16 protein-coding genes, 3 pseudogenes and 1 riboswitch are annotated in these 20427 nt (G+C 73.6%); of the genes and pseudogenes, 14 read left to right on the top strand and 5 right to left on the bottom strand.

Annotation, left to right across the window (positions count from 1 at the left end; genetic code table 11):
* Nucleotides 1-63: 63 nt before the first annotated feature.
* The 5 genes and pseudogenes from ACWDX6_RS07490 to ACWDX6_RS07470 form a co-directional block, all read left to right on the top strand.
* A pseudogene (locus ACWDX6_RS07490) lies at nt 64-390 on the top strand (MerR family transcriptional regulator); the annotation flags it as partial.
* Between the two features lie 139 nt (nt 391-529).
* Nucleotides 530-1456, top strand: coding sequence for a hypothetical protein (locus ACWDX6_RS07485; protein WP_451483984.1), 927 nt, complete (start codon nt 530-532; stop codon nt 1454-1456).
* On the top strand, nt 1453-2910 hold the full coding sequence (locus ACWDX6_RS07480) for a hypothetical protein (protein ID WP_451483983.1): 1458 nt from the start codon (nt 1453-1455) through the stop codon (nt 2908-2910). The genes ACWDX6_RS07485 and ACWDX6_RS07480 overlap by 4 nt, the downstream gene beginning before the upstream one ends.
* A gap of 112 nt (nt 2911-3022) precedes the next feature.
* A complete protein-coding gene (locus ACWDX6_RS07475) occupies nt 3023-3766 on the top strand; it encodes a PP2C family protein-serine/threonine phosphatase (RefSeq protein ID WP_451483982.1) in 744 nt (247 codons plus the stop codon).
* A gap of 226 nt (nt 3767-3992) precedes the next feature.
* Nucleotides 3993-4955 carry a nucleoside hydrolase gene (locus ACWDX6_RS07470; RefSeq protein WP_451483981.1) on the top strand — a complete coding sequence of 321 codons (963 nt, stop codon included), beginning with the start codon at nt 3993-3995 and terminating at the stop codon, nt 4953-4955.
* A gap of 55 nt (nt 4956-5010) precedes the next feature.
* On the opposite strand, the gene ACWDX6_RS07465 is transcribed toward ACWDX6_RS07470, so the two are convergent.
* Nucleotides 5011-5454, bottom strand: a complete 444-nt coding sequence (locus ACWDX6_RS07465) for a MarR family winged helix-turn-helix transcriptional regulator (RefSeq protein WP_451483980.1) — start codon at nt 5452-5454, stop codon at nt 5011-5013.
* A 92-nt stretch (nt 5455-5546) separates the two neighbouring features.
* Here ACWDX6_RS07465 and ACWDX6_RS07460 point away from each other — a divergent pair, with 92 nt between their 5' ends.
* Complete coding sequence (locus ACWDX6_RS07460) at nt 5547-5894, top strand: DoxX family protein (RefSeq protein WP_451483979.1); 348 nt, start codon at nt 5547-5549, stop codon at nt 5892-5894.
* Between the two features lie 29 nt (nt 5895-5923).
* Nucleotides 5924-6175 (top strand): annotated as a pseudogene (locus tag ACWDX6_RS07455) (tylosin resistance protein TlrC); the annotation flags it as partial.
* Nucleotides 6176-6459: 284 nt separating this feature from the next.
* Here the strand turns inward: ACWDX6_RS07455 and cobN are convergent.
* Nucleotides 6460-10086, bottom strand: a complete 3627-nt coding sequence (gene cobN / locus ACWDX6_RS07450) for a cobaltochelatase subunit CobN (protein WP_451483978.1) — start codon at nt 10084-10086, stop codon at nt 6460-6462.
* Nucleotides 10087-10124: 38 nt separating this feature from the next.
* A riboswitch (cobalamin riboswitch) is annotated at nt 10125-10262 on the bottom strand.
* Nucleotides 10263-10327: 65 nt separating this feature from the next.
* Here cobN and ACWDX6_RS07445 point away from each other — a divergent pair.
* From ACWDX6_RS07445 to cobJ, 3 genes are read left to right on the top strand one after another with little or no spacing between them, the layout of a single operon-like run.
* Entirely contained in the window at nt 10328-11590 is a 1263-nt protein-coding gene (locus ACWDX6_RS07445; protein WP_451484028.1) for a cobalamin biosynthesis protein CobG, read from the top strand.
* A 14-nt stretch (nt 11591-11604) separates the two neighbouring features.
* A complete protein-coding gene (locus tag ACWDX6_RS07440) occupies nt 11605-12240 on the top strand; it encodes a precorrin-8X methylmutase (RefSeq protein WP_451484027.1) in 636 nt (211 codons plus the stop codon).
* A gap of 47 nt (nt 12241-12287) precedes the next feature.
* The gene (gene cobJ / locus ACWDX6_RS07435; RefSeq protein ID WP_451484026.1) at nt 12288-13721 is read left to right on the top strand and encodes a precorrin-3B C(17)-methyltransferase; all 1434 of its coding nucleotides are present in this window, start codon (nt 12288-12290) and stop codon (nt 13719-13721) included.
* A gap of 173 nt (nt 13722-13894) precedes the next feature.
* Here cobJ and ACWDX6_RS07430 read toward each other — a convergent pair whose 3' ends face one another.
* A complete protein-coding gene (locus ACWDX6_RS07430) occupies nt 13895-14698 on the bottom strand; it encodes a cobalt-precorrin-6A reductase (RefSeq protein ID WP_451483977.1) in 804 nt (267 codons plus the stop codon).
* A gap of 12 nt (nt 14699-14710) precedes the next feature.
* On the opposite strand from ACWDX6_RS07430, the gene ACWDX6_RS07425 reads away from it, so the two are divergent.
* A complete protein-coding gene (locus ACWDX6_RS07425) occupies nt 14711-15856 on the top strand; it encodes a cobalt-precorrin-5B (C(1))-methyltransferase (RefSeq protein WP_451483976.1) in 1146 nt (381 codons plus the stop codon).
* A gap of 46 nt (nt 15857-15902) precedes the next feature.
* On the opposite strand, the gene cobM is transcribed toward ACWDX6_RS07425, so the two are convergent.
* Together cobM and cbiE are read right to left on the bottom strand one after the other, a co-directional pair.
* The gene (cobM, locus tag ACWDX6_RS07420) at nt 15903-16652 is read right to left on the bottom strand and encodes a precorrin-4 C(11)-methyltransferase (protein ID WP_451483975.1); all 750 of its coding nucleotides are present in this window, start codon (nt 16650-16652) and stop codon (nt 15903-15905) included.
* Complete coding sequence (cbiE, locus tag ACWDX6_RS07415; RefSeq protein ID WP_451483974.1) at nt 16649-17893, bottom strand: precorrin-6y C5,15-methyltransferase (decarboxylating) subunit CbiE; 1245 nt, start codon at nt 17891-17893, stop codon at nt 16649-16651. The genes cobM and cbiE overlap by 4 nt, the downstream gene beginning before the upstream one ends.
* A 218-nt stretch (nt 17894-18111) precedes the next feature.
* Here cbiE and ACWDX6_RS07410 point away from each other — a divergent pair.
* The 3 genes and pseudogenes from ACWDX6_RS07410 (at nt 18112) to ACWDX6_RS07400 (ending at nt 20415) form a co-directional block, all read left to right on the top strand.
* Nucleotides 18112-19188, top strand: a pseudogene (locus ACWDX6_RS07410) (LLM class flavin-dependent oxidoreductase).
* 3 nt (nt 19189-19191) lie between these two features.
* Nucleotides 19192-19818, top strand: coding sequence for an FMN reductase (locus ACWDX6_RS07405; protein WP_451483973.1), 627 nt, complete (start codon nt 19192-19194; stop codon nt 19816-19818).
* 72 nt (nt 19819-19890) lie between these two features.
* Nucleotides 19891-20415: a DinB family protein gene (locus tag ACWDX6_RS07400; protein ID WP_451483972.1), complete on the top strand. Its 525-nt coding sequence runs from the start codon at nt 19891-19893 to the stop codon at nt 20413-20415.
* Nucleotides 20416-20427 lie beyond the last annotated feature (12 nt).

Raw genomic sequence — 20427 nt, 5'->3', positions numbered from 1 at the left:
CGTGCCTCGGGGCCTTGGTGCCGTACGACGCCAGGGCCGCACGCGTCCCACGGAGAGGTGAGAATGACAGCAGATGATCCGATCGGCCGTCTCGAAGACGACGATTACCCGGCCTACACCATGGGCCGGGCCGCCGAGATGCTCGGGACGACTCCAGGCTTCCTGCGCGCCATCGGGGAGGCCCGGCTGATCACCCCGCTCCGCTCCGAGGGCGGCCACCGGCGCTACTCCCGCTACCAGCTCCGCATCGCGGCCCGGGCGCGGGAACTCGTCGACCAGGGGACCCCCATCGAGGCCGCGTGCCGCATCATCATCCTTGAGGACCAGCTCGAGGAAGCCCAGCGCATCAACGCCGAGTACCGCCGCGCGGCGGCCGACCCGCCGGCGGCCGAACCGTCTCCGTCGACCGAACCGCCGGCGGCCGAACCGTCACCGCCGGCCGAAGGGCGACCTCCGGCCTGACCGCGTCCTTCGCCGCGCGCGCTAGCCTGACCGTCGATCAGCCCAACCGGGCTGCGGGGAGGGGACCATGGCCGTCGCCATGTACGGCGCCATCATGCTCGCGAGGAAGAACGAGCGGCACTGCGAGCGCCTTCGCGGCCGCAGAAGGAAGCTCGAACGGCATATCGCTCAGGAGACCGCCTGGCAGGAGGAACGAAGACGCGCGGTCTACGAGCGGGCGCTCATTCCCTTCCGTGACAGTTTCCGGCTCCTCAAGCGTGTGGATCTCGCCGAGCTGGCCCCGGTCGAACCCGCCGGGCCCGCCCTGGCCGATGTCGAACTGCGGGAGTTGCGGCACATCGCCGTCTCCTCCGTCGGGGCGCTGGCCGGAGGCGCCGCCACCGGTGCCGGTGTCACGGCGGCCACCTATCTGACGGTCGGTGCCCTCGCCACCGCCTCCACGGGAACCGCCATCTCCGGCCTCTCCGGCGCTGCCGCCAGCAGCGCCACCCTCGCCTGGCTGGGCGGGGGTTCCCTCGCGGCGGGCGGCGGCGGGGTCGCCGCCGGGACGACCGTACTGGCCCTGGCCTTCGCGCTCCCCGCGATCGCCGCGGCCGCCGCTCTCCTCGAATGGCGCGGCCGCAGCGCCCGGCAGGACCAGCGGGAACTCGCCACGCGGCTGGAGCAGGCCGACACCCAGCTGACCGAGGCCCGCCGGATCCTCTCCGAGGTGTTCCAGCGCAGCAGAGAGATCCGGCTCGTCCTGAAGGAACTCACCGCGGCGATGGAGCAGCGGCTCCCCGCCTTCGTCGCCCTGGTCGACGCGTCCGACGACTACGGCTCGTACGACGAGCGCCGGCGCGCTCAGGTCAGGGAGATGTTCGAGCTGGCCTGCACCACCGTCGCCGTCATGAGCACGCCGCCCGCCGGGGAGGACGGCCGGGCGGGCGAGCTGTCCGCGCGCGTGCTCGCGGATGCCCGGGCCCGGCTGGGCGACCTGGCGCCCGCCGCGTGAAGCGCGCGGACGTCCCCGGCGCCGCCGACCACGCCGCCTGGACGCTGGCCGACGCCACGACCCGGCGGCTGGCCGCCGCCACCGTGGAGACGCTGAACACCCTGGAGACGGTCGAGCGGCTGGCCCTGCGGTACGCCAACCACGGCAACCCCCAGCGCGCCGGCCATCTCTTCGAGCTCCAGCACGCGCTCTCCTTCAACCAGCGGGCGATCCGTACCGGGGCGACGGTCCGGGCCGTGGTCACCGAATGGGCCGAGGGAGGTTCGCAGACCGCCGCCGCCGATCTCCATCTGGTCGACGGAGGGCGGGTGGTGGGCCGCGCGCAGGCGAAGCTGATGGGCCGTGCCACGGCGACCGCCCACGCCGTCGCCCATCCCCGCTACGGCCGGATGGCGCGGCTCGTGGCGGGCGACCGGGTAGCGGCGGTGGACGACCTGCTGGAACGCCGTCTGACGATGACTCCCGAAGGCGTACGGTACGCCGATTACTCCGACGCCCGGGCGCATCTCACCGACCGGCTCCAGCACGGCCGCATCTCCTCCTCCCCGGTGGATCTCGACGAGGCGCACCGCTCGGCCCGCGACCCGATGCGCTGGGTACGTGGCGAGGCGGCGCGCGCCGCGGGCGCCGAGGCGCTGGCCGCCGGGGCCACCGGTGCGGCGGTGGGTGGTCTCGTCGCCGGGGCCTGGGCCGCCGGCGAGCAACTGGCCCGGGTCCGAGCCGGTGAGACCTCGGCCGCCGCGGCCGCTCTCACGGCCACCGCCGCCGCGGCCCGGGGCGCGGTGCGCTCGGGGAGCGTGGCGGGCCTCGGATCCCTCGTCCGTAACGCGGCCAGGGCCGGGAAACTGCCGGGAGTACTGGGCGGCGGGGACCTTTCCTTCGCCACCGCGGGGGCCGCCTACGCGGTCGCGGAAGCCGGATTCGAGCTGGCGCTGGGGCGGATCGACCCCGGAGAGTTCGCCGCACGAAGCAGCGCCGCGACGCTCGGCGTGGGCCTGGCGTGGGCGTGCGGCGCGTTCGCCCAGACCGTGATCCCGGTGCCGGTGGTCGGAGGGCTGGTCGGTGGCCTCGTGGGCCAGGCGGTGGGCACGCTGATCACCCACGGCCTGCAGACCGCGCTGGTGGCGGTGCGCGGGCACGGCGGAGCGGGCAGGGACACCGGCACGGGTGCGGAGCTCCTCGAACGGGAACTGCTCACCGCGGCTCTGACCACCGGCCTGCTGGACTCGGCCACCGCTTCCCTGGGCCCGGCCACCCATTCCACCGCCGTGGTGCTGCCGCGCCTGGCCGCCGTACGCAAGAGCCTGGCCGAGCACGACCCCACGACCGCCCCGACCGCTCTCGCGACCCTGACCGACGCGGTCGCGGGCCGCCCGATCTTCACGACCCCGGAGGAGTTCCACACCTGGATGACGGCCGACGACGCCCCACTTGTCCTCGACCCCAACTGGTGACCGCACCCTGCCGGGCGGCAACGCCCGGAAGCGCGGCCGCGAGAGCGGCTGAACTCGAGCGGCCGGCCGGCCGGCGGGCGCGGCGGGAGGACGGAGGCGGGACAATGGAGGCGTGGCCTATATAGCCGTGACCGCGCTGAGCCATGTCGGGCTCGTGCGCGAGCACAACGAGGACAGTCTGGTCGTCGGGCCGTGGATGCTGTGCGGCACCGTCACCGAGAACCCGCAGACCCTCGTGTTCCCGCTCAGCAGACCGCTCCTCGTCGCCGTCGCCGACGGACTCGGCGGGCAGCCCGCAGGGGAGGTCGCCAGCGGGCTGGTGGCGCGGCGGCTCTCCTGGCTCGGCCCTTCGCTGGACGGCGAGGACGCGGTCCGTGACGCCCTCGACCTGTGCAACCGCGCGGTGTACGCGGCCGCCGACGACGACCCGGAGCTGTTCACGATGGGGACCACGGTCGCGGGCGTGGTCGTCACGGAGGAATCGATGCTGGCGTTCAACGTCGGCGACAGCAAGGTGTACGACGCCACCGGTGACGGGCTCCGCCAGGTGAGCGTGGACGACAGCCCGCCCCCGCCGCCGGGGCGGCGGACGACGTCGGCGGTGACGCAGACCCTCGGTGGCGGGCCCGCCTTCAGCGCCGTCACGCCGCACGTGACGGCCGCCGGCCTGTCCGTCGGTGATCGGCGCCTGGTGTGCAGCGACGGGCTGACCGACGCCGTACCGGACGAGGAGATCGCCGGTCTGCTACGGGTGTACGACGACGGCAGGGCCGCCTTCGAACTGTGGAAGGCCGCCATCGACGCCGGAGGCCCGGACAACATCACGCTGGCGCTGGTACGCGTCGCCGAGGAGTAGGCCGAGCCTGGGTCGGTCTCAGCCGGTACAGGTGACGATCGGCACCGGTCACGGCCGGTGCGGGCGACGGACCGGCACGAGGGGCTGCCGGTGCGGGCGACCGGCACGAGGGACAGCCGGTGCGGGTGACGGACCGGCACGAGTGACTGCCGTACAGGCGACGGACCGGTACCCGTCACGGCCGCGGTGAGTGACGGCCCCGGCGGTCGTGTGGGACGGTGGAGACATGGCCGTACCCGTGATCCTCGACTGCGATCCCGGTCACGATGACGCCTTCAACATCCTGCTGGCCGCCGCCCATCCGGCCGTCGACCTGCTGGCCATCACCACTGTGGCGGGCAATCAGACGGTCGAGAAGACCACCCTCAACGCCCGCCGCGTCTGTGCCGTCGCCGGGATCGAGGGCGTGCCGATCGCGGCCGGCCGCAGCCGGCCGCTGCACGGAGCGCCCTTGGCCGGCGAGAACATCCACGGCGGTTCCGGGCTCGACGGGCCCGGCTTCGGCGAGGGGGAACCCGACGTGCCGCAGGATCCGCGCGACGCCCTCACCCTCATCCGGGACACCCTGCTCGCCCATCCCGCTCCGGTGACCCTCGTTCCGACGGGCCCGCTGACGAACGTCGCGACGTTTCTCCTCGCGCATCCGGAGCTGGGCCATCGCATCGAGCGGATCGTGCTGATGGGCGGCTCGACCGGGCGCGGGAACACCACTCCCGCCGCGGAGTTCAACATCCTCTGCGACCCGGAGGCCGCGGACATCGTCTTCAGCAGCGGGCGGCCGGTGACGATGTTCGGCCTGAACGCCACCCACCAGGTCCGCGCGACACCCGATGTCGTCTCCCGGATCGCGGCGCTCGGCACGCCGCTCTCCCGGCTCTGCGTCCAGCTGCTGACCTACTTCACCACCGCCTACCGCGAGGTGTACGGCTTCGACGCCCCGCCCCTGCACGATCCGCTGACCGTGGCGCACCTGATCGACCCGTCGCTGGTCAGCCTCGTGCGGGCGGCGGTGACGGTCGAACTGGCGGGGACGTACACGCGGGGCGCGACGGTCGTGGACCTCGACGGGGTGACGGGCCGCCCGGCCAACGCGGAGGTGGGGATGGAGGTCGATGTCCCGGCGTTCTGGGACCTGATCGTCGAGGCGGTGCGGGTACTGGGCGCTCGCGCGGAACCCACCGCCCCCTAGCGGCCCTTCCCCCCCGGCTCTCTTCCGGGCGCAGGGCGCCCGGTCGCTGCGCCGTTCAGTCCGCCGAGCAGTCGTGGTCGCCCTTCTCCACGCTGACCCGGTCCAACAGGCCGCGCAGCAGCGCCTTCTCGGCCTCGGAGAGATCCGCGAACAGCTCTCGTTCCGCCTCGCTCACCGCCGCCTCGACGCGCTGGAGCGCCGCCGCGCCCGCGTCCGTGATCTTCACGATGTGCCGGCGGCGGTCGGCGGGGTCGCGGCGTCGCTCGGCCAGCCCCTCGCCCTCCAGCTCGTTGAGGACCGCGACGAGCTGGCTCGGATCGATCTCCATCGCCGCGGCCAGTTCCCGCTGGCTCATCGCGCCCGGCGCGAGCTGCATCAGCGTCATCGCGTGGCGGGGGTGCAGCCCGGAGACGCCGAGGGCGGCCCGGATGCGAGCACCGGTGAGTTCACCGCGGAAGGAGAGGAGGAAGCCGAGGCTGTCGGAGGGTGAAGCTGCCATGCCACTCACCGTAACAGTGACTCTATTGTGGAGCGCAGGAAATCGTTGATACAGTTCAATGGTTCCGCCGAGTCTACTATCGGAGTCTCTCCATGTTCATCGCCCATGCCGTCGTCGCCACGATCCTGGCCCTCACGATCTCCGCCTCCGCCTTCCTGTCCTTCACCCGCAATCCCCAGGTGGTCGAGAGCATGACCAAGGTGGGAGTCCCTGATTCATGGCTCCCATGGCTCGGTACGGCAAAGGCGGCGGGCGCCATCGGCCTGCTCGCCGGACTGGTCGTGGCACCCCTCGGTGTCGCGGCGGCGACCGGCGTGGCGCTCTACTTCGTGGGCGCCGTGATCACCCACATACGGGCGAAGGACTACGCGATGGCGCCGGCGGTGGCCCTGACCTTGGTCGCGGCGGCCGCCCTCATCCTGCGCATAGCCTCCGCCTGAACTGGCGAGACGCAACGTCTTGCGACGATCGGCGCAAAGGGCTACATATCCGGGCGGCACGGGAGCGGCTCCAGCGGCTCACAGAGCACCCGGTCGCGGCGCCCCCCGAACCGCTGCGCTTCACGGCACGGATGGAGGGCGCGGCAGGGCCGGTCGTCCTGACCGACGTACGGGTGGAAGGGCGGCTGCGCCTGGACTCGCTGCGGCTGGACTCGCTGCGGCTGGACGAAGGCGAGCGGCTCCTGGTCACCGGCCCGAACGGCGCGGGGAAGACCACGCTGCGGCACCCTGGTGATCGTCACCCACGACCGCCGTATCCGGAACGGCTTCCGGGGCCACGGCCTGGGACTGGCCCCGTGGGCTGCCGCACGGTGCCCGGCATGAACGGCGGCCGGGCGAAGGCGGGCATCGGAACCACGACGACGTCCGCCCCCGATGCTGCACCCCGCACCACACCCCGGACCACGCCCCGGACCCGTCCCCCACCACGTCCCCGACCACGTCCCGGCCCGCACACGCCTGCGGCGGACCGGGATCGTCACCAGCGGTCCCTGTGGACGGCGGCTCAGCCCTCGTCGCCCTCGCCGTCGTCCGCGCCGCCCTCCAGGTCGCCCTCCGTCTGGAGGAAGACCTCCCGCAGGGCCGCCAGGGTCTGCGGGTCCGGCTTCTCCCACATGCCCCGGGACTCGGCTTCCAGCAGACGCTCCGCGATGCCGTGCAGCGCCCAGGGGTTGGCCTCCTGGAGGAAGGCGCGGTTCTCCGGGTCCAGGACGTAGGTCTCCGTCAGCTTGTCGTACATCCAGTCGGCGACCACGCCGGTCGTGGCGTCGTAGCCGAAGAGGTAGTCGACCGTCGCCGCGAGCTCGAACGCGCCCTTGTAGCCGTGGCGGCGCATCGCCTCGATCCACTTCGGGTTGACCACACGGGCCCGGAAGACACGGGAGGTCTCCTCGACCAGGGTGCGCGTACGGACCGTCTCCGGACGGGTCGAGTCACCGATGTACGCCTCGGGGGCCGTGCCCTTCAGCGCGCGGACGGTCGCCACCATCCCGCCGTGGTACTGGAAGTAGTCGTCGGAGTCGGCGATGTCGTGCTCGCGCGTGTCCGTGTTCTTCGCCGCTACGGCGATCCGCTTGTACGCCGTCTCCATCTCCGCCCGGGCCGGCCGGCCTTCGAGACCGCGGCCGTAGGCGTACCCGCCCCACACGGTGTAGACCTCGGCCAGGTCCGCGTCCGTGCGCCAGTCACGCGAGTCGATCAGCTGGAGGATGCCGGCGCCGTACGTGCCCGGCCGCGAGCCGAAGATCCGGGTCGTGGCGCGCCGCTCGTCGCCGTGCTCGGCCAGGTCGGCCTGCGCGTGCGCCCGTACGAAGTTGGCGTCGGCCGGCTCGTCGAGCGAGGCCGCGAGCCGTACCGCGTCGTCGAGGAGCCCGATGACGTGCGGGAACGCGTCACGGAAGAAGCCCGAGATGCGCAGCGTGACGTCGATGCGCGGGCGGCCGAGCTCCTCCAGCGGCACCGGCTCCAGGCCGTTGACCCGGCGCGAGGCGTCGTCCCACAGCGGGCGGACACCGAGCAGGGCCAGCGCCTCCGCCACGTCGTCGCCCGCCGTGCGCATCGCGCTCGTCCCCCACAGGGAGAGCCCGACGGAGGTCGGCCACTCGCCGTTGTCGGCGCGGTAGCGCTCCAGGAGGGAGTCGGCGAGCGCCTGGCCGGTCTCCCAGGCGAGGCGGGACGGCACGGCCTTGGGGTCGACGGAGTAGAAGTTGCGGCCGGTCGGCAGGACGTTGACCAGGCCGCGCAGCGGGGAACCCGAGGGACCCGCCGGCACGAAGCCGCCGTTCAACGCGTGGACGGCGTGGGTGAGTTCGTCGGTCGTCCCGGCGAGCCGCGGCACCACCTGCTCGCACGCGAAGCGCAGGACGGCCACGACATCGGGGCCGTACGCGTCGGCGACCGCCGGGACGGCGTCCACGGACCAGCCCGCGGCCTCCATCGCCTCGACCAGCTCGCGCGCCTTCGCCTCCGCCTCGTCGGCGGTCCGCAGCGTCGCCGCCGACTCGTCGAGGCCCAGGGCCTCGCGGAGGCCCGGCAGCGCCTGCGTGCCGCCCCAGATCTGCCGGGCGCGCAGGATCGACAGGACGAGGTTGACCCGCGCCTCGCCCTCCGGCGCCCCGCCGAGCACATGCAGACCGTCCCTGATCTGCGCGTCCTTGACCTCGCAGAGCCAGCCGTCGACATGCAGCAGGAAGTCGTCGAAGCCGTCGTCGTCGGGCCGGTCCTCCAGCCCCAGGTCGTGGTCGAGCTTGGCGGCCTGGATCAGCGTCCAGATCTGGGCGCGGATCGCCGGCAGCTTCGACGGGTCCATGGAGGAGATCTGCGCGTACTCGTCGAGGAGCTGCTCCAGGCGCGCGATGTCGCCGTAGGAGTCGGCGCGGGCCATCGGCGGCACCAGGTGGTCGACGAGCGTCGCGTGGACGCGCCGCTTGGCCTGGGTGCCCTCGCCCGGGTCGTTGACCAGGAACGGGTAGACGAGCGGCAGATCGCCGAGCGCCGCGTCCGGGCCGCAGGCGGCGGACAGACCGGCGTTCTTGCCGGGCAGCCACTCCAGATTGCCGTGCTTGCCGAGGTGGACCATGGCGTCCGCCCCGAAACCGCCGTCGGCCCGGGAGGCCGCGATCCAGCGGTAGGCGGCCAGATAGTGGTGGGACGGCGGAAGATCGGGGTCGTGGTAGATCGCGATCGGGTTCTCGCCGAAGCCGCGCGGCGGCTGGATGAGGATCAGCAGGTTCCCGCGGCGCAGCGCCGCGAGGACGATGTCACCCTCGGGGTTGCGGGAACGGTCCAGGAACATCTCGCCCGGCGGCGGCCCCCAGTGCTCCTCGACCTGCTCGCGGAGCTCCTCCGGCAGCGTCGCGTACCAGCGCTTGTAGTCGGCGGCCGGGATACGGACGGGGTTGCGGGCCAGCTGCTCCTCGGTGAGCCAGTCCTGGTCGTGGCCGCCGGCCTCGATGAGCGCGTAGATCAGCTCGTCGCCGTCGCCGGAGACCAGGCCGGGGATCTCGTCCTCGGGCCCGAAGTCGTAGCCCTCCTCCCGCAGCCGGCGCAGCAGCGCCACGGCGGAGGCGGGGGTGTCGAGGCCGACGGCGTTTCCGATCCGGGAGTGCTTCGTCGGGTACGCGGAGAGGACCAGGGCCAGACGCTTCTCGGCGTTCGGGATGTGCCGCAGGCGGGCGTGGCGGACGGCGATCCCGGCGACGCGGGCCGCGCGCTCGGCGTCGGCGACGTAGGCCGGGAGCCCGTCCTCGTCGATCTCCTTGAAGGAGAACGGGACGGTGATGAGCCGGCCGTCGAACTCGGGGACGGCGACCTGGCTGGCGGCGTCGAGCGGGGAGAGACCCTCGTCGTTCTCCTCCCAGGCCGTACGTGAACCGGTGAGGCAGAGCGCCTGCAGGATCGGTACGTCGAGGGCGGCGAGCGCGCCCGCGTCCCACGCCTCCTCGTCGCCGCCGGCCTGGGCCTCGGCGGGCTTGGTGCCGCCGGCGGCCAGGACGGTGGTGACGATCGCGTCGACGCCGCGCAGCCGCGCCAGCAGTTCGGGTTCGGGGGCGCGCAGGGAGGCCACGTAGAGCGGCAGGGCCTGGGCTCCGGCGTCCTCGACGGCGTCGCAGAGGGTGCCGACGAAGGCGGTGTTCCCGCTCATGTGGTGGGCGCGGTAGTAGAGCACCGCGACGGTCGGGCCGTCGGTCCTCCGGGGGGTGCGCTCCAGCGGACCCCAGGTGGGGGCCGGGGCCGGGGCCTCGAAGCCGTGGCCGGTGAGCAGCACGGTGTCGGCGAGGAACCGGGCGAGCTGCTCCAGGTTGCCGGGCCCGCCGTGCGCGAGATAGGCGTGAGCCTCGGTGGCGACGCCGATCGGGACCGTGGAGGTCTCCATGAGCTGCGCGTCCGGGGCCTGTTCGCCGGAGAGCACGACCAGCGGCTTGCCGGCGGCGCGCAGCGTCTGGAGCCCGTCCTCCCAGGCCCGCAGGCCGCCGAGGAGGCGTACGACGACGAGGTCCGCACCGTCCAGGAGACCGGGGAGGTCGTCGAGCGCGAGGCGCGAGGGGTTGGCGAACCGGTACGCCACCGGGCCGCCGGCCGCGCGGGCGCTGAGCAGGTCGGTGTCGGAGTGCGACAGCAACAGAATTCGCATGCGAGCGCAGGCCTTCCTCGGGGTTGTCCGCGCCCCGGGTGGTCGTGTGGACGGCGGGAGTTCCTGACTCACCGGGACGCTGGTGCGACCTGGCTCACAGTGGCGGGACCGCGCCGGATTCTCACCGGGCTTCCTCCCCGGGGCCCTGGGACCCCATGCCGTTGTGCATAGTAGATCCTGCCCCCGCCGGGCTGGGGGGTTGGCCGGATCACAGCCGGTGGTCGCGAGGATTCCCGTGGGTATGCTCGCCGCCATGCCGCCCACCCCACCCACCCCGCCCAACCCGGGCGAATCCGTCATACGGGACCGTGGCGACGCCTGCCCCGGGGCGCTACGGCTGCACCCCGCCGACGACGGCCGCCTGGCCCGACTGCGCGTGCCCGCAGGCTTGTTGACGACACGTCAGGTCGAGGTTCTGGCCACCGCGGCAGAGGTTCTGGGCGACGGACGGGTCAGTGTCACCTCCCGGGGAAACGTGGAGCTGCGGGGCCTCGGAGAGAGCTGCGGCGCGGAGCTGGCGGAGCTGCTGGCACCAGCCGGTCTGCTGCCGTCCCCGACCCATGAACGCGTCCGGAACGTGGTGGCCTCACCGGCGGCCGGGTTGGACGGACTCGGCTGCGGTGACGTGCAGTTGTGGGCCCGCGAACTCGACGCGCTGCTGTGCGCCCGGGAAGGGACGGCAGCCCTTTCTGGCCGTTTCCTCTTCGTCCTGGACGACGGGCGCGGGGATGTGGCCGGGCTCGGCGGAGATGTGACCTTGATCGCAGAAGGGCCGACGGTACGGCTCCGGGTCGGCGACCAGGTCTTCCAGCTGGGCGCCGCGGACGCGCCCGGCGCCGCGCTCACCGCCGCGGAGGCCTTCCTGGCCGCCGCCCGAGCCGCGGGGAACGGCGCCTGGCGGGTCCGTGAGCTGCCCGAGGGGCACGAGCCGGACCTGGCGGGGGCGCTCGCCCGGGCCGGGATCGCGGCGGAACCCGTACCGGCACCAGAACTCCCGCACGGGGAACCCCCCGCCCCCGGAGTGCTCGGCGAGAGCGCCGTCTCCGTCCTCGCGCCCCTCGGCCGGCTGACGGCCGAACAGCTGCGGGCCCTGGCCGCCACCGGCGGAGAGGTACGGCTCACCCCCTGGCGCGGCGCCGTCGTCACCGGCTTCCCGGACCGGCCGGCCGCAGCGCGGCGGCTGCGCGAGCTCGACGCGTACGGGCTGATCACGGACCCCGACTCCCCCTGGGCCGGGGTGGGCGCCTGCACCGGACGCCCCGGCTGCGCCAAGTCCCTGGCCGACGTCCGCGCCGACGCCGTACCCGGGCGCTCCCGCGGCCTCCCCGTCCACTTCTCCGGGTGCGCCCGCCGCTGCGGCCACCCCCAGGGCCCCCACGGCACCTGGGTGGACGTCGTCGCGACCGCCGAGGGCGCCTACCTGGTCGACGGCGTCCCCACGCCCCGTACACGCCTCACCGAAGCAGTCGCAACGGCCCGCACCACCGCCCGCACAACGAGATGAGCGAGAACGACACGATGTTCGCCTACGAGAAGGACGGCGCGGAGATCTACCGCCAGTCCTTTGCCACGATCCGCGCCGAGGCGGACCTCGCGGGTCTGCCCGCCGATGTCGCCCAGGTCGCGGTCCGCATGATCCACGCCTGCGGCATGACCGACCTCGTACGCGATATCGCCTACTCGCCGCAGGTCGTCTCCCGCGCCCGCGCCGCCCTGCGCGCCGGGGCACCGATCCTCTGCGACGCGCAGATGGTCGCCAGCGGCGTGACCCGTAAGCGGCTGCCCGCCGACAACGAGGTGATCTGCACCCTCTCCGACCCCTCCGTGCCCGCGCTCGCCGCCGAGCTCGGCACCACCCGCAGCGCCGCCGCCCTCGAACTCTGGCGCGACCGCCTCGAAGGCTCCGTCGTCGCCATCGGCAACGCCCCCACCGCCCTCTTCCACCTCCTGGAGATGATCGCCAAGGGCGCCCCCCGCCCCGCGGCCGTCCTCGGCATACCGGTCGGCTTCATCGGCGCCGCCGAGTCCAAGGACGCCCTCGCCGCCCAGGAGCTCGGCCTCGACCACCTCGTCGTACGGGGCCGGCGCGGCGGCAGCGCGATGGCGGCCGCCGCGATCAACGCGATCGCTCACGAAGCGGAGATCCAGCAGTGACCGGAAAGCTGTACGGCGTGGGCCTCGGGCCCGGCGACCCGAACCTGATGACGGTGGCGGCGGTGAAGGCCATCGCCGCAGCGGACGTGATCGCGTACCACTCGGCCCGGCACGGCCGGTCCATCGCCCGGTCCATCGCGGCGGAGCACATTCGCGAGGACCACATCGAGGAGCGGCTGATGTACCCGCTCACGGTGGAGACGACCGACCACCCCGGCGGCTACCGCGGCGCGCTCGACGACTTCTACGAGGAGGCGTCGGCGCGGCTCGCCGCCCACCTGGACGCGGGCCGCACGGTCGCCGTCCTCGCCGAGGGCGACCCACTCTTCTACGGCTCGTACCAGCACATGCACAAGCGTCTGGCACACCGCTACGACACCACCGTCATCCCCGGTGTCACCTCCGTCAGCGCGGCCGCCGCGCGGCTCGGCGAGCCGCTGTGCGAGGCCGAGGAGGTCCTGACGATCATCCCCGGCACGCTGCCGGAGGACGAGCTGACGGCCCGGCTCGCGGGTACGGACTCGGCGGTCGTGATGAAGCTGGGCCGGACGTTCCCGGCCGTGCGGCGCGCCCTGGAGCGGGCGGGCCGTCTCGAGGACGCGCGCTATGTGGAGCGGGCGTTCATGGCGGGCGAGCGTACGGAGGCCCTGTCCGAGGTCGACCCGGAGTCCGTCCCGTACTTCTCGGTGGCCGTGCTGCCCTCCCGTATCGACCAGCAGCCCCCCGTACGGGAGCGGGGCGAGGTCGTCGTCGTCGGCACCGGACCGGCGGGCGCGCCCTGGCTGACGCCGGAGTCGCGCGGCGCCCTGGTCAACGCCGACGACCTGGTCGGCTACACCACCTACCTCGACCGGGTGCCGGCCCTGCGACCCGGCCAGCGGCGGCACGGCTCCGACAACAAGGTGGAGTCCGAGCGGGCCGAGTTCGCCCTGGACCTGGCGCGGCGCGGCCGGCGGGTCGCGGTCGTCTCGGGCGGCGACCCGGGGGTGTTCGCGATGGCGACGGCGGTACTGGAGGTGGCGTCCGATCCGGCGTACGCGGACGTGCCCGTGCGCGTCCTGCCCGGTGTCACCGCGGCCAACGCGGCCGCCGCGGCGGCGGGCGCGCCCCTGGGCCACGACTACGCCACGATCTCCCTCTCGGACCGCCTCAAGCCCTGGGACGTGATCGCCGGGCGCCTGCGGGCGGCGGCGGAGGCGGACCTGGTCCTCGCGCTCTACAACCCGGGCTCGAAGTCCCGCACCCACCAGGTGGCGGCCGCCCGCGACCTGCTGCTCGAACTGCGCTCCCCGGAGACCCCGGTGGTGGTGGCCCGGGACGTCGGCGGCCCTGAGCAGTCGGTCCGCGTGGTGACCCTGAAGACGCTGGAGCCGTCGGAGGTCGACATGCGCACCCTGCTCCTGATCGGCTCGTCCCAGACCCGCGCGGTGGACCGCCCCGACGGCGGCACGATCACCTGGACACCGCGGCGGTACGGCTGACCGTCCCGCAGCGGGTGCGGCTGCCGGCGGCTCTGGCCAGCAGCCGCACCCGGGGCGGGCGGGTCCGCCTGGTCAGGGCCCGGCTCCCGCGAACCGGCCCCGCGATGCGGCAGGGTCCGGCATGGTGGGAGGGGGCATCGGCGCCGGGACCCGGGGGCCTGGCGCAGCCGCGTTCAGCCCCTCGGGAAGCCGGGCAGCCCTGAAAGAGGTGCGATCCTTTCTGGTACAGGCGCCGCTCTCCCGCCGGGACAGTGAGAACCCACCCACGCGGCCGCCTCCTCCGGGGTCGTGGCCACCGGGACGCCCTCCGGTACGGGTGGGCGGCGGACGATGAGGACCGGGATGCCCGCCTCGCGGGCCGCGTGGAGTTTGGGGGCCGTCGCGGCGCCGCCGCTGTCCTTCGTCACCAGCAGGTCGACGCGGTGGCGGCTCAGCAGGGCGCGTTCGCCGGGGAGGGTGAACGGGCCTCGGTCCAGGAGGACTTCGGTGCGCGCCGGCATCGGTGGGGCCGGGGCGTCCACCGAGCGGACGAGGAACCACTGCGGGCAGGCGGCGAAGGCCGCGAGCCCCATCCGGCCGGTCGTCAGGAACACGCGCTCCGCCCCCAGGCCGGACAGGGCGGCCGCGGCCTCCTCCAGCGAGGCGACCGAGTGCCAGCGGTCGCCTTCGACCGGGACCCAGCCGGGGCGGCGCAGGGCCAGCAGGGGAACATGGGCCGTGGCGGCCGCCCGGGCCGCGTTGAAGCTCATGGTCCGTGCGAAGGGATGGGTGGCATCGATGACCGCGTCCACGTGGTGCGCGCGCAGCCAGTCCGCGAGGCCCTCCGCCCCGCCGAACCCGCCGATGCGGACCTCGCCCACCGGCAGCCGGGGCCGTGCGACCCGCCCGGCGAGGGAGCTGGTGACCCGCGTGCCGGGGTGGAGCGCCTCGGCCAGCGCGCGGGCCTCGGTCGTGCCCCCGAGGATGAGTACGTGCATGGGAGTCCGTTCATGAGTTCCGGCGGCGGGCGCGAGGCCCAACTCAAGCACACGGGTCTTCGGCCCGGGTGGACGACCGGCGCCTGTGCGACGGCCGCGACCACGGCGGCGTACACGGCCCTGCTCACGGGCGAGTTCCCGGACCCCGTGACGATCACCCTCCCGAAGGGGGACCGGCCGGCGTTCGCGCTCGCGGCCGAGGAGCGGACCGGCGACCACGCCATGGCGGGGATCGTGAAGGACGCGGGCGACGACCCGGACGTGACCCACGGCGCGCTGGTCCGCTCGACGGTACGGATCCTCCCTGCCGGTTCCGGCGTCGTCTTCCGTGCCGGGCCCGGCGTCGGCACGGTCACCCTGCCCGGCCTGCCCCTGGACGTCGGCGAACCGGCGATCAACCCGGTGCCGCGCCGGATGATGCGCGAGCACGTCGCCGAGGTGGCCGCCGCGCACGGCGCCCCCGGCGACGTGGAGATCACGGTCTCGATCGACCACGGCGAGGAGATCGCCCGCTCCACCTGGAACCCCCGCATCGGCATCCTCGGCGGCCTGTCCGTCCTCGGCACGACCGGGATCGTCGTCCCGTACTCCTGCTCGGCCTGGATCGACTCCATCCGCCGGGGTGTGGACGTCGCGCGGGCGGCCGGCCTGACCCATGTGGCGGGCTGCACCGGCTCCACGTCCGAGCGGACCGTGACGACGCTCTACGACCTGCCCGAGATCGCCCTGCTCGACATGGGCGACTTCGCGGGCGCCGTCCTGAAGTACGTCCGCCGCCATCCCGTGGACCGCCTGACCGTCTGCGGCGGCTTCGCCAAGCTCTCCAAGCTGGCGGCCGGGCATCTCGACCTCCACTCCGCCCGTTCCCAGGTCGACAAGGGTTTCCTCGCCGGCCTGGCCCGCTCGGGCGGCGCGTCCGAGGACCTGGCCGCGCGGGTCGCCGGCGCCAACACGGGCCTGGAGGCCCTCCGGCTGTGCGAGGCGGCCGGCGTCCCCCTCGGGGACCTGGTCGCCGCGACGGCCCGTGACGAGGCCCTGGCCGTCCTGAGGGGCGCTCCGGTCGTGGTCGACGTCGTCTGCGTCGACCGCGCGGGCACGGTGGTGGGCCGCTCGGCGCCGCGGGGGCCGGGGGGGCCGGGGGGGCCGGGGGGCGGATAGCCGGCCGTTTGCGGCCCGCCGCGCGAGGAGCCGTCCCCGGGCGTCCTCAGCAGACGTGCCTGTCCCTGTCCGGGTCGTAGAGGTGGCTGTCGCGGAACTGCGTGGCCGCCAGGGTGCGGCCCACGAGGATGACGGCCGTCTTCGTGATCCCCGCCGCCTTCACCTGGGACGCGATGTCGTCCAGCGTGCCCCGCAGGATCACCTCGTCCGGTCGGCTGGCCATCGCCACGACGGCGGCCGGGCAGTCGGCGCCGTAGTGCGGGAGGAGTTCGTCGACGACCCGGTCGACGTAACGGGCCGCCAGGTGCAGCACCAGCAGCGCGCCGCTGCGGCCGAGGGTCGCCAGGTCCTCGCCCTCCGGCATCGGGGTGGCCTGCTGGGCGATGCGGGTGAGGATGACCGTCTGGCCCACGGTGGGGACGGTCAGTTCCCGCTTCAGGGCCGCCGCGGCCGCCGCGAACGCCGGGACGCCCGGTACGACCTCGTACGGGATGCCCACCGCGTCCAGGCGGCGCATCTGCTCGGCGACCGCGCTGAACACGGACGGGTCGCCCGAGTGCAGCCTGGCCACGTCGTGCCCCTCCTCGTGCGCGCGGACGATCTCGGCGACGATCCGGTCCAGGTCGAGATCGGCGGTGTCGACGAGACGGGCGTCCGGCGGGCACTCGGCCAGCAGCTCGCGGGGGACCAGGGAGCCCGCGTACAGGCACACCCCGCACGCGGCGAGCGTCCGCGCGCCGCGCACGGTGATCAGGTCGGCGGCCCCGGGGCCCGCGCCGATGAAGTAGACGGTCATCCCTCTTCAGAACCTTTCGTTACGGACCACTGTGTGACCGGCATCGCCTGCCGCCAGCCGGTGAAGCCGCCGACGGGGACGGCGGCGGCGACGGCGAGCCGGACCAGTTCGCCACCGTGCCGGCGGTACCGGTCGGCGAGCAGCGCCTCGGACTCCAGGGTCACGGTGTTGGCGACCAGCCGGCCGCCGGCGGGCAGCGCCGCCCAGCAGGCGTCGAGCAGGCCGGGGGCGGTCAGCCCGCCGCCGATGAAGATCGCGTCGGGGGCGGGCAGCCCGTCGAGGGCGCCGGGCGCCGGGCCGGTGACGATCCGCAGGGCCGGTACGCCGAGGGCGACGGCGTTGCGCCCGATCCGGGCGGCGCGCTCCGGGTCCTTCTCGACGGAGACCGCCTGGCAGGTGCGGTGCGTCCGCATCCATTCGATGCCGATCGAGCCCGACCCGCCGCCGATGTCCCACAGCAGCTCCCCGGGCGCGGGCGCGAGGGCGGCGAGGGTGGCGGCGCGGACGTACCGCTTGGTGAGCTGACCGTCGTGCTCGTACGCCTCGTCCGGCAGGCCGGGTACGGCGCCGAGACGGGGCGTGTCGGGGGCGCGGACGCAGTCGAGGGCGAGAACGTTCAGGTCGTCGAGCCGTTCGGACTCGGACCAGGTGGCGGCGGTGCCGTCGACCAGCCGCTCGGAGGGCCCGCCGAGCTGTTCGAGGACCCGCATGCGGCTGCCGCCGTACCCCTTCTCGCGGAGCAGTGCGGCCACCCGCGACGGTGTGTGGCGGTTCGCGCTGAGGACCAGCAGCCGCCGGCCGTGGTGGAGGGCCGCGGTGAGGGAGGCGAGCGGCCTGCCGACCAGGGTGACCGTCTCGACGGCCTCCAGGGCCCAGCCGAGGCGGGCGCAGGCGTACGAGACGGAGGACGGGTGGGGCAGGACGCGCAGCCGGTCCGCGCCGACCGTCTCGGCGAGGGTGCGGCCGATCCCGTAGAACGTCGGGTCGCCGCTGGCGAGGACCGCGATCCGGCGGCCCTCGTACGCGGCGAGCAGACCGGGAACGGCGGGACGCAGCGGGGACGGCCAGGCGACGCGCTCGCCGGGGCAGACGTCGGGCGCGGGCAGCAGGTGCAGCTGGCGGGGGCCGCCGATCAGGACGTCGGCGGTACGCAGGCTCCGGCGGGAGTTCTCGGGGAGTCCGTCCCAGCCGTCCGCGCCGATTCCGACGACCGATATCGCAGGCAGGGGAACGGTGCTCACGTCCGCGAACTCTACGGGAGCCCTGATGGGCGAACCCCGGGACCTCTTCTGAGAGGGCGGAATAGGACGAAGGGGTGCGCCGTTGAACGCGGTGATTTAAACTTCAACCATCAGGCTTCGATCATCAGACCTCGACGCCAGGCTTCGACCATCAGGCTTCGACGTCAGGCTTCGACCACACCGGCCGAGCGGGCCGGCCCCCGCGAGAGGTGAGCACGATGCAGTTCGGGATCTTCACCGTCGGTGACGTCACGACCGACCCCACCACCGGCCGCACCCCCACCGAGCACGAGCGGATCAAGAACACCGTCGCCATCGCGCTCAAGGCGGAGGAGGTCGGGCTCGACGTGTTCGCGACCGGCGAGCACCACAACCCGCCGTTCGTGCCGTCCTCCCCGACCACGCTCCTCGGACACATCGCCGCCCGGACGGAGAAGCTGCTCCTCTCCACGTCCACCACGCTGATCACCACCAACGACCCGGTGAAGATCGCCGAGGACTACGCCACCCTCCAGCACCTCGCGGACGGGCGCGTCGACCTGATGTTGGGACGCGGCAACACCGGCCCCGTCTACCCCTGGTTCGGCCAGGACATCCGTCAGGGCATCCCGCTCGCCATCGAGCACTACGCACTCCTCCACAGGCTGTGGAGGGAGGACGTCGTCGACTGGGAAGGCCGCTTCCGTACGGCACTCCAGGGCTTCACCTCGACCCCCCGCCCGCTGGACGGCGTACCGCCGTTCGTCTGGCACGGCTCGATCCGCTCCCCCGAGATCGCCGAACAGGCCGCGTACTACGGCGACGGATTCTTCGCCAACCACATCTTCTGACCCAAGGAGCACACCGAGAAGATGGTCCGCCTCTACCGCCAGCGGTACGCGCACTACGGCCACGGCACCCCCGAACAGGCCATCGTCGGCCTCGGCGGCCAGGTCTTCCTGCGCAAGAACTCCCAGGACGCCGTACGGGAGTTCCGCCCCTACTTCGACAACGCCCCCGTCTACGGCCACGGTCCGTCCCTGGAGGAGTTCACCCGGGAGACCCCGCTGACCGTCGGCTCGCCCCAGGAAGTCATCGAACGCACGCTGTCGTTCCGGGAATACGCCGGCGACTACCAGCGTCAGCTCTTCCTGGTGGACCACGCGGGCCTGCCGCTGAAGACGGTCCTGGAACAGCTCGATCTGCTCGGCGAGGAAGTGATTCCGGTGCTGCGCAAGGAGTTCGCCAACCTGCGGCCGGCCGGCGTCCCGGCCACCGCCCCGCTCCACCCCGCCGTACGCACTCAGGAGGCGTGAGCCATGCGGACGCTCAAGCTGGTAGCCGTGTCGGCAGGGCTCAGCCGGCCCTCATCGACCCGGCTGCTCGCCGACCGGCTGGCCAAGGCCGCCGAGGAGCGGCTGACCGAGCGGGAGTACGCCGTCGAGGTCCAGGTCGTCGAGTTGCGCGACCTCGCCGTCGACATCGCGAAGAACCTCGTCAGCGGCTTCCCCTCGGCGCGGCTCCGGGCCGCGATCGACGCGGTGGCCGGCGCGGACGGGGTCATCGCGGTGACCCCCGTCTTCACCGCCTCGTACAGCGGCCTGTTCAAGTCCTTCTTCGACCTGGTCGACCCCGACGCGCTGACCGGCACGCCGGTGCTGATCGGCGCGACCGGCGGCACCGCCCGCCACTCGCTCGCGCTCGACCACGCCCTGCGGCCGCTCTTCGCCTACCTGCGGGCGCTCGTCCTGCCGACGGCCGTCTACGCCGCCTCGGAGGACTGGGGCTCGGGCGGCGACGAGTACACCGACGGCCTGCCGGCCCGGATCACCCGCGCGGGCCGCGAGCTGGCGGACGCGGTTGCGGCGCGGGGCCCGGCCGGGAACGCGGACGAGGCCGAGGTCGTGCCGTTCGAGCAGCAGCTCGCCGATCTGCGCCTGGACTAGGACCCAGGTCGCACCAGGACACAGGCTGCACTAGGACACAACCCGTCCTATATCCCGCCTAGGGTCCGCGTCATGACCACTTCTTCGGAGAGCCAGGGCCGTCCGCTTCCCGGTGAGCGCGGGGAGGTCCTCCACGCGCTGGCGGAACAGCGCGAGCTGTTCCTGATCACGCTCCGCGGGCTCACCGACGGCCAGGCCGCACAGCGCACCACCGTCAGCGAGCTGACCCTCGGGGGCATCCTCAAGCACCTGGCGACCGGGGAGCGGGTGTGGACCCGCATCCTGTCCGCGGGGGACGGCGCACTCCCCGAGGGCATGCTGGACATGGACCAGTACCGGATGGCCGCCGGCGACACGCTCGCCGGACTGCTCGAGCGGTACGCCTCCGCGGCCAGGGCGACGGACGACGCCGTAGCGGCGCTGCCGGACCTGGAACGGACCGTCCCCCTCCCCGTCACTCCCTGGGACACGGAGCCCGTTCGCTGGTCCGCGCGCCGCATCCTGCTGCACCTGATCAAAGAGACGGCCCAGCACGCCGGTCACGCGGACGTCATCCGCGAGGCGTTGGACGGCGCGAGCTCCACCGCCCAGCGCTAGGTGTATTGATCA

It is taken from the genome of Streptomyces sp. NPDC003027 (assembly GCF_053591435.1).
Note: the sequence above shows the minus strand (reverse complement) of the source record. Positions and strands in the feature narration are given on the sequence as shown.